The sequence below is a fragment of the Psychrobacter sp. P11G3 genome, assembly GCF_001435845.1.
In the GTDB taxonomy this organism is placed as follows: domain Bacteria; phylum Pseudomonadota; class Gammaproteobacteria; order Pseudomonadales; family Moraxellaceae; genus Psychrobacter.
Map to the genome: position 1 here is coordinate 1,194,967 of NZ_CM003596.1, position 14,037 is coordinate 1,209,003.

A 14,037-nucleotide genomic window follows, 5' to 3' on the forward strand; every position below is an offset into this window, starting at 1 on the left:
GAAGAAAAGAGGTGCTGGAGAATTGAGCAACGATGGCTAAAGGGTTCAATAATAGATAGTATTAGAGTTAAATGCAAAAAAAATCAGCAAGCATCCCGTGATTAGGAAGTACTTGCTGATAAGAGACTAGACGATTAACTACGCAGTACGTTCAAGTAGTAACTGTGCTTGCTGTTTCTGTTCACTATTACCTTGAGCTATCACCTCATTGAGTAGACGCTTTGCACTGTCATATTCACCCAGTTGTAGATATTGATCTGCCAAGTCTAACGTTACTTGATTACTGTCTAGTGACTTTACGAAATCAAAATCTGCTGCGAAACGTGATGAAAAATCTTCTGCCGATTCAGTCTCTTGAGGCGCGACAGGAGTGTCGCTCTCAACTGGCGCAGCTGTAGAGGCTGGAATAGTGGTCGACGGAGCGTCAAATAGAGAATCAGCATCGTCAATATTGAAATCATCGTCTATCAGTGTATTGTCGTCAAATCTCAATGGTGCAGCAGGTGCGATATTCGATTCTTCAACATCGCTAACCTCGATATCATCATTGAGTAATGGTTCCTCAAGATTAATATCTGAAAAGTTATCTTCTTCAAGGGTCATACTCTCAGAAGCATTATTTCCAAAAGCAGTATTTTCCAGAATAAAATTGTCGAAATCACTGTCGTTTTCAGTCGTTGATAGGTCATCATTGGAGATAGTATCGATGTCATCTAATGTATCTAGACTGTCCAAAGATAAAGCAAAGTCATCTGCCCCGCTTTGAATAGTATCAACAGAGTGTTGTTCTGAATCCATAGATACGTCATTAGTGACGATATTGTCTTTGTCTGAGTCGGCTGCTAAATCATCGAAGTCTAAGATGAAATCTTCTTCTGGTAGTGCTTTTTCATTGTTATCATGTAAGAGGTTAGTGTCTATAGATGATTCATTCGAAGTATAATCAAATGAATCAAAGTCAAACTCAAAGTCACTAAGATCGTTATCTTCGTTATTACTAACATTATCGTTAGCAGAGCTCTCTAAAATGTCGTTATCTACATTGTCCAATGGTGTGACTGGCGTTTCACTGGTCGCATTAGGCGCAGCGAAATCGTTCTCTAAATCGCTGAGGGTCAGATCAAAGCTATCATTCGAAGTTTCGGTAGTAGGATTAATATCGTCAATTTCGTTTGACACTTCTAAGCTATCGATAGGCTCATTTATTGCGTTATCGTTTGCGTTATTACTTTCTTCAATTGACTGGTGATCTACTGTATTAGTACTATCATTCTGACTAATAGGCAAATCGAAGTCGATAGCGCCAAAATCGTCTTTGGCATTGTCCGGGGCTAGAGTTTGCACAGCGGCAGGTTCTAATTCATCAAAAGATAGATTTCTTATCTCGTCTGCTTGAGCGATAGTCTGACTATCATTATGGGCTCTTATAGACTCATAAATATTATTAAAATCTTCTGGCTGGTTTATCGTCGCGTATATGCTGAGTAGTTTCAGAGACAATGCACTGTTATGAGGTTTCTCACTTAAACCACGTTTAATGGTTTCGATCGCCTTGTCATAGCGCTGCTGATCCATAAAACGCTGTGCAATAGTGATATGGTCAAATTTATGGCTATTGCTGACATTAGTGTGGGTAGGAGTACCATAATCTACTTTTTGTGATGGAGTAGGCGTACCTTTTCTTGCACTAATAGGCGATGATGATGACGATTTCTGCGCCTTGTTTTTGCGCAAGAATAAAGCAGCCACTAACAGAATAAGCGCCAATCCAGCGATGATATATAGCATATTGTCCATAGTTATTCCTACGCCTGTGATCACAATTTAGTGTATGAGTCAGTTAGGCAATTATTGATTGCGTAATTTTTCGAGACGAGCCTGTAGCTCAGCCAATTTTTGGTTTTGTAATTGAATTTTTTTAGTATAGCTACTAAGAGTGCTACTCGTACTTGATAATCGTTGAGCCTGTGATGCTGCTTGTTGCCGCGATGCCTGGAGTGTCGCTAATATATCTGTACTCAAACCATTCCCTGTATTTGATGCTGCTTTTGCTTGAGTGCCATCTGCATTACCGTCTCGCCCGGGCGCAAGCACAGAAAATTGTGCTTTTGATAAAGTTTGTGTTTTAGTTGTCGTGGCTTTTTCAGGGCGCTTGACCGCTTGCGTACTTATAGAGGGTTTCTTAAAAGGTCTTTGAGCTGTTTTTTGCATCGCCGCTGTATTTGCTCTGCGAATATATTGTCTTTGTGCATCGATAGCCGCTTCTAAGTTTTTTTGCGATGGTATGACATCATAACTGGGCAAAATAAGCTTAGCATCTGCTTTTAATTGATCGGCGTCTCTATTGATAAAGGCATCAGGGTTTTGTGACTGAATTTGCTTCATCACGATGGAAGTATCTAGGTTATTTTCTTGCGCGATCTGTTGGGCAATAATCCATAGGCTATCGTTACGTTGTACTTGGTATTGATTGATTGTCGAGCTATCTGTTGCTCTATCATTTGAAGGCGCACTATTAATAGTGTTATTAGTAGTTTTCAACGTTGTATTGTCAGTAGAAGCAGCCAAGACGCTAGTATCATTTTTCTCAGTACTGCTTGCTAAGATTCTAGTAGTCGGAGTCAATACGGGTGATGCGTCAGCGTCTGTTTTTTTACGACTCGGCTGTATCTGCCGTGTGACTTGAATATCTAGAGTGTCGAGTGGTTTATCAATTAATACTTTATCTAAGATAGGAGTGTTTTTAATACTTGCTTTGGCGCTGTCATTGATGACAGCTTTCGTAGTTTCAGCGTTGTTTGCATTTAAGAAACTGCTATCTAAACGGTTCGCTGAACTAAGTCCGTTATCAGTCTTCTTTGCATTACTGCTAGAATTTTTTATATTAGAGTCGCTATTTAAATGCCCATTATCAAGACGACTAGGCGCGTAAGTAAGGTTGCTAGTCCGCGAAGTAGCTGTCACTGTTGGTGCCTGTATGCTAGACACTGATCTAGAAATAGAGGGGTCAACTGCTGCTATGTTTGCTAGAGCTGGTTTATTTGCAGCAGCGTTAGATACCGATATTAGTGGCGGCGGTGCACCTTTTCTTACGGTCAACGGTTTTGCAGTGCTTGCAGAAACACTTGGTAAATTTAGTTTCTGAGTGCCTTTGACACTATTTTTGGAAGCATTATTAATCGGTAGACTATCGTTTAACGGCATTAATAATGTTTTTGGTACGACATTTTGCTGCCCATTGTCATTGATCGATAACACCAAATCAGCAAAAGGCTTGGATACAGGCTGTGATGTGCTGATTAATACCTGACCACTGGTCGCTGAAGTTGCTTGAAAGCGCACCTGCATTGAGTCAGTCGGCGTCAATCCCATCTGTTGATAGATGACTGGATTGGCCAAGCTCGCTGAAAAGTCAGCCGCTCGTATGTCAGTAACCACGATACTTGCGCTCAACGGTTCATGCTGAGCTGAACTAACGACTGTCTTACCGATAGTTGCCGCTTGCGCGCTTGGAATAATAGCGGCCAAACCTACAGAATAAAGTAATGCCATCGATACCGCGCGATGTACAGGAGTCAAGCGACGAGATAAATGACAAGACATGAGCAGTCCTTTACAAAATAAGTTATCTTTGCTGTTATAACAAAGTACGGTTTAGTTTACCAGTTTATTTCACAACTGTTGCGTCCAATGCATAAATGTTTATTTAATGTTCAGCTTATTTTCTTGTCAAGTAACATAGCATCACCATAACTAAAGAATCGATATTCTTTTTTAATAGCATGTTGATAGGCATGTTCAATCGATGCTTTGCCAGAAAAAGCTGATACCAACATTAGCAACGTCGATTTGGGTAAATGAAAGTTTGTTAACAGTCGATCAATGACACCAAATTTAAATCCTGGATAAATAAAGATGTCCGTGTCGCCTGACCAGCTAGAGAGTGCTTGCCCATTGATAGCCGTTTTTTGATACGCCGTTTCAAGGACGCGAGTCACTGTGGTACCAATCGCGATGACCTTATTACCATTTGCATGCGTTTTATTAATCAGCTCAGCAGTTGCTTGTGGTAGATGTGCATACTCACTGTGCATAGTATGATTGAGTAGGTTGTCTGTTTTAACTGGTGCAAAGGTACCAGCGCCAACATGCAATGTCACAAAAGCAGTATTGATGCCTTTTTCTGAAAGTTTATTAAGCACCAATTCATCGAAATGCAAACTTGCTGTCGGTGCAGCGACACTTGCAAGCTTAGCAGGATCATGAAACACCGTTTGATAACGAGTATTATCAGTATCGTCAGCATGACGTTCAAAGTAGGGCGGGATAGGTAGCTCACCATAAATTTCTAAATCAGGCAAAATTGGTGCATTAAAGGCTAAAATAAACAAGTTGTCCTGACGGCCAATCATCGCGCCACTCATATGACGATCGGCAAGTTGAAAGCGTTGACCAAGTTTTAGTGCTTTACTGGCTTTTACATGGCAAAGGGCAATATGTTCTTGGTTGACTGACTCATTATCTGAATCTTCTAAATGCAGTGTTGTTATATCTAAGTCTGAAACAGTAACCAATCGCTCAATTAAAACCTCAAGTTTACCGCCAGTATCTTTTTGACCAAATAGACGTGCCTTCATTACCTTTGTATCATTAAATACAATAAGGTCTCCAGCGTTTAATAATTCAGGCAATTCAGAAAACAAACAGTCTTCTACAGGCGTAGCATTTGTGTCAGTGTGAGCAGGCAAGTACAAAAGTTTTGAAGCAGAACGCTGCGCTAATGGATATCGCGCAATCAAACGATCTGGTAGGTCATAGTCGTAATCTTCCACGCTTAGATAATCTAAGACGTCACTATTGTTATTGGTATCAAGCGGGGCATTAGAATCGGAAGATGCAGTGTGAGCGTTGGTCATAATCAGTCTTTAAATGGATAGAAATTTTGGCATAATTGTAGCAGAAATACTGCTATAAAAGGTTGCTTTACTAAGTAGCCAAAGTGCACAAAATATATTTGAATTACTTAAATAGCCTAAGCAAAAATATTTAACTGTCCTAATGTTTATCACGTTAGCTTTCACTTATTTTACTCAAATAAATTTAATTGAGGCAATAGTTGAGCTGCAGGTGTCAATGACGAAAAAGTGACCCCGACTAATCGGATAGGGAGCTGGCGCGGAATATCTAAGAATAACTTGTCTAACCAGTAATGAGCAGATTCAGCACTACTAAAAGCGGTGGTTAGCGTGTGTGTACGGGTAATCTGAGTAAAGTCAGCATACTTAACCTTGAGCGTTATAGTATGAGCGACGAGATTTTTTTTGTGCAGTTGCGCGAAGGCATCCGCGTTTTGTTCATAGATTTGTACACGTAACGCCGTGTCATCGTTTAGGTTTTCTCTAAAAGTAGTCTCCGAACCAACAGACTTATGCAAGCGCTCAGATTTGACAGCGCGTTCATCCCGACCATGAGCGATATCATGATAAAACTGTCCTCGCTTACCAAACTCATCAATCAATACTTCGGCTGACATACGGCGTAGATCAGCACCGTTAGTCACGCCCATTGCATGTAATCGTCTTGCCGTTGCTTTACCTATCCCATGAAATCGTTCAATAGGTAGTGTGCTGATAAAAGCATCAGCGTCTTCTGGCGTGATAATAGCGGTGCCGTTAGGCTTATTGATATCAGAGGCAATCTTGGCCAACATTTTGTTGAAGGACACGCCAGCAGACGCGGTCAATTCTGTATGTTGTAATATTTGTGCTCTTAACCAGTTGGCCATCAATGTTGCTGAGCCTTTATGTACGGTAAGACCAGTGACATCAAGATAAGCTTCATCTAGCGATAATGGCTCAACATGAGGCGTTAAGCTGTACATGATATTGCGAATATCGCTGCTAACAGCTCGATATACTTCAAAACGTGGTCTGACAAATATGACTTCTGGACAACGTTTGCGAGCCTCATAACAAGACATGGCTGAGCGCACCCCAAACTGACGTACCTCATAGCTAGCCGCTGCTACAACACCGCGACCATTTGGATCTCCACCAACCACTAGTGGCTTGCCCCGTAATTCTGGGAAGTCACGTTGTTCTACACTGGCATAAAACGCATCCATATCTATATGAATGATTTTACGTGGACTGGACGCTGTAGGAGTTTTCATGGTTAATATTTTACATCACTCAATACTTTTATTTTAGTATCGATTATTAAACGGTAAAGGGGTTTTTCGAATATAGAACCATAAAAATATGGCAATATCTGAATAATTTATATATCAATAATTAAATATAGTGTAAGGTTAATAGTCAGAGATATATGGCGTTAAAACACTAATAAATTCAATTTATTTAACATATGTTTACTAATAGATGTTCTGTATGGTACATACCTTAAGTTTTTCAGATTTTCCATACCGCCTGTCTGAATATTATCGCCTTCCATCATGAATATTATAGTTGTATGTTACAGTTCTAATGCTATCGTTTTACAATATATTAACCACGATAATCAATAGTTATGAAAGTAATAAATGGTCTTTTATAGGAATTGTATTTACCTGATAAGACATTGTTTATAGCTCATACCAAACTTATGAATTGAATACTGGTAAATTAACTTTCTAAAAAAATAGTAATGAGAAAGTTCAAGATAATTAAGGAGCTGATGATGAGTCATGAATTAAAAGGGAGCGATTTGACAAGAGCAATGTTAGCGCGCGGTGATGAAAATATATGGTGCGCAGTGTGTGATGAAAGCGATGAACAAGCGATGATGGATCAGTGTGGTAATGATTTTACCGCTTATATCGTATCGTTTAATGATGGATATTTTTATTGTAGTGCTGGCATGCCATGGAGTTATGCGGTACCGATTAAGATAAGCGCTGTCATGCCATTTGAAGTATCGATATAAACAAGCTAGGAATTTATTAAAACAAATATAAATAATAAGCACAAAAAAACCTCCGATAAAGGAGGCTAATTTGTACTAAATAATGGTACCAGTGGTCGGACTCGAACCGACACGCTTTTAAAGGCAACGGATTTTGAATCCGTCATGTCTACCAATTCCATCACACTGGCATGTTAGGTGATAATAGCTATTGACTAAATACTATCTAATTGGGCTACAGTGTTGACTGTATAGGCTGCGTATTATAGCAGCCTATTTACATGCGTCAAGTATTATTTTATACAATTTTTCATTTGTTCTAATGATGCTAAATAGCATCATTCTAGCCGACAAAGGCACGCTCAACTGCGTAATCTGCTTGCACACCCATACGTGGTGAAACAGTCAAGCCAAAGTTATCTAAAATGGCAGAAACCTCAGCATTAAACGGCATACTGCCACAAAGCATGACACGGTCATCATCCTTATTCATTGGCGGTAAACCAATATCTTCAAACAATTTGCCTGATTTCATCAAATCAGTGACACGACCTTGGTTTCTAAACTCTTCACGCGTAACGGTTGGATAATAGATGAATTTTTCGCGATACCATTCACCAAAGATTTCATCATTAGGCAGCTCATTTTCAAACATTTCACGGTAAGCCAAATCATGAACATGACGTACGCCATGTACTAAGATGATTTTGTCAAAACGCTCATACACTTCAGGATCACGTGCTAGTGACAAGAAAGGAGCAAGGCCAGTACCAGTAGAGAGCATGTAAAGGTTCTTACCTGGTAGCAGATCGTCCAATACTAGTGTGCCCGTTGGTTTTTTACTGACTAACAGCTCATCACCTACTTTGATATGCTGTAAGCGCGAAGTTAATGGACCATCTTGAACTTTAATAGAAAAGAATTCTAAATGATCTTCATAGTTAGGGCTAGCAATTGAATAAGCGCGTAATAGTGGCTTGCCATCAACAACAAGTCCAATCATCGCAAATTCGCCATTACGAAAGCGCAAGCCATCGTCACGAGTGGTTTTGATACTAAATAGAGAGTCATTCCAGTGATGAACCTCTGTGACCGTTTCGGTGCGAAGTTTTGACATAAAGTCCTCGTTAATAAGTTGTTATTTGTGTGTTAAGTTTGAATAAGTATTAAATCAGAATTTTCAATGTTAAATTGAACATTATAAAAACGTATCAGTCTTTTGATCGTTGTCGAAACTGCTATTTTTATGAACGAGTAAATGATGGATAAGCGCAGTACAGCTGGTTTATCAGCTTATATATAGCCAAATATTAAGTCATTAGACATAGTAAATTTGCGTCAACGATGACAGCATTACTGGTCATATCGCCCAAATGTAAATGACTCTCATCAAATTTCTTGCTCATAATACCAAACTTTAAAATAAAAATCCGTCTAGCAGTGATTGTCTAGCATGATAAAATGGAATATCGTTAGTGAGTAATTTTGTATCATTTGGCAAAACTGCTTTATCAAGACAGTTTTGTATTACTGGAGTTGGTATATGCTTAATGAGAATCCCCTGTTAGATAACTACCATCAAGCTCCTGTCATTGGCTATCACCGTGCGCCGCTGTCACAAAAATTTGGTGCGCCGCGCCAGCCAAACCTGGTTGCTCTGACTAGTGTCATTGAGATGTTAGCGCCATATGATACGCCAGCTGCATTTGATGGTTTGGATAAGTTTAGTCATATATGGGTGAATTGGCAGTTTCATCATAATTATCGATATAAAAATAACAATGAAACCAGTACTCGTTTTCGCGCTCAAGTACGCCCACCAAGATTGGGTGGTAATCAAAGAATAGGGGTGTTTGCCAGTCGCAGTATGTATCGTCCTTCAGGACTAGGCCTGTCTGTTGTCAAGCTCGAGCAAGTCAAAATAGTTCAAGGTCGTGTATTATTGATTATCGAAGGTGCTGATATGATAGACGGCACGCCAATCGTCGATATAAAGCCATATGTGGCCTATAGTGATGCACTGATTCAGGCAGAGAGTGGTTTTGCACCAACTGCTCCAGAGTTATTAACTGTGACTGTGACCGATGCTGCTAACGAACAGTTTATGATGCTAGTAAGCGTAGGCGAGCCTAGTGATGCTAATAACAATGATACAAGTATTAAAGACGCAAATACTGGGTCGAACAGTGCGACAGTTGCGTCTACGATTCATCGTATACAAAATCAATTGATAGCCTCAGATATGAGTATTATCAGAGAGCTAATTGCCCAAGACCCGCGTCCAGCTTATCGACGGACAGAGATCGCTACGCCATTTGTTATGCGTTATAAATCCGTTGATGTAAGTTTTCAGTTGATAGAATCAGGACAGCTACAGATAATCGCTGTGGTTACGGTGTAGCTGGCTTGCATTGGTATCGTTTTTGACAACACATTTTAAAATAATAGAAGAAGATAGATATGTCTGCTCAACAGTACTCGATAGTGATTGATTTGCGTTGGTGTCTAGATGAGCTATTGGCAGATAAAGTGATTGACCAACGCGGCTATAACCTAGTCATTACTAGCCGTCGCGACAAAGCGCAGCACCCTTTGCTAACGATTAGTGAATTCGGCTTGCCTAATGGCCATGCGACGGACATTAGCGCTGAAAATAAATTAACTTTGGCTTGGCTCAACCAGTGGTTGGCGGCTAAAGCAGATATGACTCTCGTTCGTATTGACCCTCTAAAAGTTGATGTCCCTGCGGTCACACAATTGATGTCATTTGAATATGCACGTTCACAGCATATTCTACCGATTGAGGTCGCTGTAGACGAAGTGATTATCGGAACAGATCAGCCTTTTTATACTGACTGGCACTCAAGTATTGAAAAATTGATCAAATCAAAAAGCTATCGTACGGTCTATATCAATCCTGAGCAGATCAAACGTTACCGTCAAGAGTTCTATCAAGTCACCCAAGCGATTGCAGGCGCAAATAGTGTCCATAAGCGTGCAGCTGCCGATGTGACCAATGTCGAAGCATTATTGCAATTGGGTGACAATACTAATCCTGATGCCAATGACCAGCATATTGTTAGAGTTGTTGATTGGCTGTTGCAATATGCCTTTGAGCAACGAGCTAGTGATATCCATTTAGAGCCACGTCGTGAGACAGGTAAGGTACGTTTTCGTATTGATGGTGTGTTGCATACAGTGTATGAGATGCCACTGGCAATCATTGTTGCGGTGACTGCCCGTATCAAAATTTTAGGTCGGCTGAATGTTGCAGAAAAGCGCAAACCACAAGATGGTCGTTTGAAGACGCGAACGCCGAAGGGGTTAGAGACAGAGCTTCGTTTATCGACTATGCCAACCGCTTTTGGTGAAAAGCTGGTCATGCGGGTGTTCGATCCTGAAGTACTGGTGCGCTCCTTCGCTCAGCTTGGTCTATCCGGCAAACAGCTTGAAACGTGGCATGAATTGACTGCTCATCCAAACGGGATTATTTTGGTCACTGGGCCTACAGGTTCGGGTAAGACCACGACCTTATATAGTACCCTCAAGCAGTTAGCGACTGAACAAGTCAATGTCTGTACCATTGAAGATCCTATTGAAATGATTGAACCTGCATTTAACCAAATGCAAGTAAATCCAGGCGTTGATTTAAACTTTGCTGACGGCATTCGCTCTTTGATGCGTCAAGATCCTGACATCATTATGGTGGGGGAGATTCGCGATGCTGAAACAGCCAATATGGCAGTACAAGCCTCATTGACAGGGCATTTGGTGCTCTCGACACTACATACTAACGATGCGCCAAGTTCAATCACTCGTTTGCATGATTTGGGTATTCAACCATTTTTGACATCAGCGACTATCTTAGGCGTAATGGCACAGCGCTTGTTACGTACGCTATGCCCGCATTGCAAAAAAGCGGTAGACGTTGTGCCAGACAGCGAGGTTGCCATCCAATGGCAGGAGTTGGTACAGCCTTGGCGCGCGCCTGCCCCAGCACAAATTTATATGGCTCAAGGCTGCGAGCATTGTCGACACACTGGTTATCAGGGACGAGTCGGCCTATACGAGATTATGCCATTGTCTAACGAATTAAAAAAACTGGTCGCAGCCGATACAAACTTAGATGTACTCAAACAACAAGCCTATCGCGAAGGTCTACAGCCATTACGTTTATCAGGTGCAAAACGTATTAGTGAAGGTGTGACAACCATAGAAGAGGTGATGCGAGTCGTGCCTCTTAATTAGTCTCATGGTATTAGGACATGGATTGGTGAATAGCTTTTTAATAGTGGGAAATATGATGCCACTTGAAAACAGCTTCCTTCACAGCAATCAATGCAAATAAGATTCAAATTTTTAATTCCCAGACTTTTAATTGAGAAAGTTTTTAACAACGAGATTATTTATGTTTACAGATACTCATTGTCACCTCAACCGTTTAGATTTGACGAAATACGATGGTAAATTATCTGGTGCGATTGACGCCATGAAAACTGCTAATGTTACCCGTGCGATGGCGATTATGTGTGATTTTGCAGAATATGACGAGATTGCTAATATTGTTAGCACCTATGGCGACGAGACGCTAAATCTAGGAATGAGTGTAGGAATCCATCCTTGTGAAGATATCGATGTACTGAAATCAGCGACGGTTGAGCGTTTAATAGAAACTGCTGATAAAGACCATGTATGGGCAATAGGCGAGACAGGGCTAGATTACTACTGGTCTATAGAAAATAAAAAAGAGCAGCAAGCCAGTCTTGCACGTCATATCCATGCAAGTCAGCAACTAAAAAAACCGCTTGTCATACACATGCGTGACGCAAAAGAAGATACGATCGATATCTTAAAGAGTGAAGGCGCTGAGCATGGTATTATTCATTGCTTCACTGAAGATTGGGAGACCGCAAAACGTGCTTTAGATTTGGGGTTTTATATCTCCTTCTCAGGCATTGTTAGCTTTAAAAGTGCCCAAAATATCCAAGATGCTGCAAGGCATATGCCTAGAGACAGAATCTTGATTGAGACCGACAGTCCATATTTGGCGCCTGTGCCTAAGCGTGGTCGTCCCAATGAGCCCGCCTACGTACCCTATGTCGCGAGCTTTATCGCAGATATGTATGGTTGTGATAGTAACGAGGTTGGAGCATTAACTGCAAAAAACTTTGAAAATTTACTGGCACAGTATCGCTAAAATGGTTATGCTATGACCAGTCAGTCATTTATGTGATAGTCTTATAGTTCAATCCCCTTTAGTATTTGAATTGCTAAATGTAACTATATGATTATCAATGACTATTTGTAAATATAAGCATATCCCTTTTATGGTATTTCAGCAGTTCTTGTATAGTTTTATACGCTCATTGCCAAATGTACGCACATAATTGATGGTCATATGCTTAATCTTGTCATGTTTTAGGAGAGATTATGAGTCGTCAGCACCAGTTCAAGGCACGAGAAGAGAACATCTTAGCGATGGCAGAACAATTGCTACTTGAGTCAGGCGATGGTGATATCACTTTAGACAGTTTGGCAGATCAGCTCGATTTGGCTAAAGGCACCCTGTACAAGCATTTCTCCAGTAAAGATGAGCTTTATCTGCGTATTATTATTCGTTACGAAGAGCAATTGTTTGAGATTAACCGTATTGATGACTGCCCGTCGGCAGGTGTCGCCCGTATGATTTTTCAGCAGTTATTCAATCCGCAAAAAGCCATGCTATTGAACCAAATTGAAGAGCGTCTGGCAGCATCAGTGACTGGGCTCAATCGTTTGTTTGGTGAGTTATATGATATCCGTCGCCAGCGCATGAAGCGTTTGATTGATATTATTAGCGCATACCTAAAAGATGAGCACAGTAATTTGAGTACTCGTGATTATCTATCGTCTATTTGGGCGATTGGTCAGGGCGGTGCAGGGCTCTTAAACTCAAGCTTTTACCAACGCTATTTAGGTCGCCGTGATACGCTGCGTTACGCCTTTGTTCAGCAAGTGCTAGAGTTGCCAAGTCATTATCCTGCTGACGATGAAGAGGTCATGGATGAAGATATGCAAGAGCTGGTAGAGCAAATCGATACTGAATCAGAAGAGCACCGTAATACCAACTACTAAAGTAGTTATTAATAAAGTAGCAAGTAATTTTTGGGTTGTGAACCTTTTTTGGTTTTAATAAATCGTGTTGTAATGCTTACTATTGCAGCACGAATTGCAGTATGAATTCACGTATCTTCTAATATTCTTCAAAACCCTTTCTTATTCTGCGACAATTAAAATTGGGCTTATAGGTGCAATATGCCGGTCACTGTCAAGACTCAGTCCAGTTCAGCGGCTACTTGCTCTTTTACTCTAATTAGTCAAACGTCTCAGTCAAGCTGCTTAGATACAAGACCTACAGACCATTGTCGCAGCTGCGCCTCCATACTAAGTGATACCCGTCACTTATCATCTGTTTTATCAATAAATAGTCGAACACAAACTGGTTTTACATTGGTAGAAATCGTGGTGGTAGTGGTTATCTTGTCTATATTTGCTGGCATAATGAGTTTGTCTGTCGGTAGCAGTGAATCCCGCAAAAACCGCGCTTTTTATGAGCATCTGACCGATTCATTGAGTTACGTTCGCCTATTATCGGCTGAACGTATGCAGCCGATGGGTTTGCGTATGCAGGCAGATAAGCAGGGGCAGGTAGAGCCGGTCATCGTTACATTATCAAATCCATATGTCGCGTACCAGACAACAGAGATGATGTCAGATAGCGCCGACAGTCAGCCTAAAAATGCTATGGAGCTGTCGGCAGAGGTTGCTGGTCTATCAGGCTCTACTGATGAGCAAAAACCAACGCCAAGTTGGGAGGTTGAGTCAGGTGTTAGCTTGCCTGAACTGCCTAGTGGCGTAAGTATTAGATTTCAAAGTTTGGATTCTAGCGGTTTACAGAATACGGGACGAACCCAAACGTTACAGCCTTGGTTTAGCGATCAAAACGTACCCCAAGTATTATGGTTTGGTACAGGACAAGCAGCGCCCGTCACCATTGAAGTACTTCACGATTCGCGTTTAGTGGGCGAGGTGATTACGATAATGCCAGATGGTAGCATGCGAATCGGACAGGGGTTATAGTGACTGAATTATATA

11 protein-coding genes and 1 tRNA gene are annotated in these 14,037 nt (G+C 40.9%); 6 read left to right on the plus strand and 6 right to left on the minus strand.

All coding sequences use genetic code 11. From position 1 onward, the window contains the following. Positions 1-138: 138 nt before the first annotated feature. The 4 genes from AK824_RS04955 to dinB form a co-directional block, all read right to left on the minus strand. A complete protein-coding gene (locus AK824_RS04955) occupies positions 139-1,797 on the minus strand; it encodes a FimV/HubP family polar landmark protein (RefSeq protein ID WP_057759336.1) in 1,659 nt (552 codons plus the stop codon). A 51-nt stretch (positions 1,798-1,848) separates the two neighbouring features. Then, entirely contained in the window at positions 1,849-3,603 is a 1,755-nt protein-coding gene (locus tag AK824_RS04960; protein ID WP_057759338.1) for a type IV pilus assembly protein FimV, read from the minus strand. A gap of 110 nt (positions 3,604-3,713) precedes the next feature. Beyond that, positions 3,714-4,916 carry a tRNA preQ1(34) S-adenosylmethionine ribosyltransferase-isomerase QueA gene (queA, locus tag AK824_RS04965; RefSeq protein ID WP_057759340.1) on the minus strand — a complete coding sequence of 401 codons (1,203 nt, stop codon included), beginning with the start codon at positions 4,914-4,916 and terminating at the stop codon, positions 3,714-3,716. A 170-nt stretch (positions 4,917-5,086) separates the two neighbouring features. After that, positions 5,087-6,172, minus strand: a complete 1,086-nt coding sequence (gene dinB / locus AK824_RS04970; protein WP_057759342.1) for a DNA polymerase IV — start codon at positions 6,170-6,172, stop codon at positions 5,087-5,089. 506 nt (positions 6,173-6,678) lie between these two features. On the opposite strand from dinB, the gene AK824_RS04975 reads away from it, so the two are divergent. Beyond that, positions 6,679-6,924, plus strand: coding sequence for a hypothetical protein (locus AK824_RS04975; RefSeq protein WP_057759343.1), 246 nt, complete (start codon positions 6,679-6,681; stop codon positions 6,922-6,924). An 83-nt stretch (positions 6,925-7,007) separates the two neighbouring features. Here AK824_RS04975 and AK824_RS04980 read toward each other — a convergent pair. Beyond that, positions 7,008-7,094, minus strand: a tRNA-Leu gene (locus AK824_RS04980). 152 nt (positions 7,095-7,246) lie between these two features. Further along, positions 7,247-8,020 (minus strand): ferredoxin--NADP reductase, encoded by a 774-nt coding sequence (locus AK824_RS04985; RefSeq protein WP_057759345.1) that lies wholly within the window; start codon positions 8,018-8,020, stop codon positions 7,247-7,249. A 426-nt stretch (positions 8,021-8,446) separates the two neighbouring features. Between AK824_RS04985 and tsaA the strand changes: the two genes are divergently transcribed. From tsaA to AK824_RS05010, 5 genes are all read left to right on the plus strand, one after another. After that, positions 8,447-9,304 (plus strand): tRNA (N6-threonylcarbamoyladenosine(37)-N6)-methyltransferase TrmO, encoded by an 858-nt coding sequence (gene tsaA / locus AK824_RS04990; protein ID WP_057759346.1) that lies wholly within the window; start codon positions 8,447-8,449, stop codon positions 9,302-9,304. Positions 9,305-9,363: 59 nt separating this feature from the next. Beyond that, positions 9,364-11,151, plus strand: a complete 1,788-nt coding sequence (locus tag AK824_RS04995) for a type IV pilus assembly ATPase TfpB (protein ID WP_057759348.1) — start codon at positions 9,364-9,366, stop codon at positions 11,149-11,151. Positions 11,152-11,311: 160 nt separating this feature from the next. Next, on the plus strand, positions 11,312-12,100 hold the full coding sequence (locus tag AK824_RS05000) for a TatD family hydrolase (protein WP_057759350.1): 789 nt from the start codon (positions 11,312-11,314) through the stop codon (positions 12,098-12,100). Between the two features lie 233 nt (positions 12,101-12,333). Continuing rightward, the gene (locus AK824_RS05005; RefSeq protein ID WP_057759351.1) at positions 12,334-13,017 is read left to right on the plus strand and encodes a TetR/AcrR family transcriptional regulator; all 684 of its coding nucleotides are present in this window, start codon (positions 12,334-12,336) and stop codon (positions 13,015-13,017) included. Between the two features lie 375 nt (positions 13,018-13,392). Then, positions 13,393-14,022 carry a prepilin-type cleavage/methylation domain-containing protein gene (locus AK824_RS05010; protein ID WP_264753498.1) on the plus strand — a complete coding sequence of 210 codons (630 nt, stop codon included), beginning with the start codon at positions 13,393-13,395 and terminating at the stop codon, positions 14,020-14,022. The last annotated feature ends 15 nt before the right edge of the window (positions 14,023-14,037 follow it).

Excerpts from the sequence above, each read along its gene's own strand:
- AK824_RS04985 (WP_057759345.1), bottom strand. The coding sequence starts at position 8,020 with ATGTCAAAACTTCGCACCGAAACGGTCACAGAGGTTCATCACTGGAAT.
- AK824_RS04960 (WP_057759338.1), bottom strand. The coding sequence starts at position 3,603 with ATGTCTTGTCATTTATCTCGTCGCTTGACTCCTGTACATCGCGCGGTA.
- AK824_RS05005 (WP_057759351.1), top strand. The coding sequence starts at position 12,334 with ATGAGTCGTCAGCACCAGTTCAAGGCACGAGAAGAGAACATCTTAGCG.
- AK824_RS04975 (WP_057759343.1), top strand. The coding sequence starts at position 6,679 with ATGAGTCATGAATTAAAAGGGAGCGATTTGACAAGAGCAATGTTAGCG.
- AK824_RS04995 (WP_057759348.1), top strand. The coding sequence starts at position 9,364 with ATGTCTGCTCAACAGTACTCGATAGTGATTGATTTGCGTTGGTGTCTA.
- queA (WP_057759340.1), bottom strand. The coding sequence starts at position 4,916 with ATGACCAACGCTCACACTGCATCTTCCGATTCTAATGCCCCGCTTGAT.
- dinB (WP_057759342.1), bottom strand. The coding sequence starts at position 6,172 with ATGAAAACTCCTACAGCGTCCAGTCCACGTAAAATCATTCATATAGAT.
- AK824_RS05000 (WP_057759350.1), top strand. The coding sequence starts at position 11,312 with ATGTTTACAGATACTCATTGTCACCTCAACCGTTTAGATTTGACGAAA.
- tsaA (WP_057759346.1), top strand. The coding sequence starts at position 8,447 with ATGCTTAATGAGAATCCCCTGTTAGATAACTACCATCAAGCTCCTGTC.
- AK824_RS04955 (WP_057759336.1), bottom strand. The coding sequence starts at position 1,797 with ATGGACAATATGCTATATATCATCGCTGGATTGGCGCTTATTCTGTTA.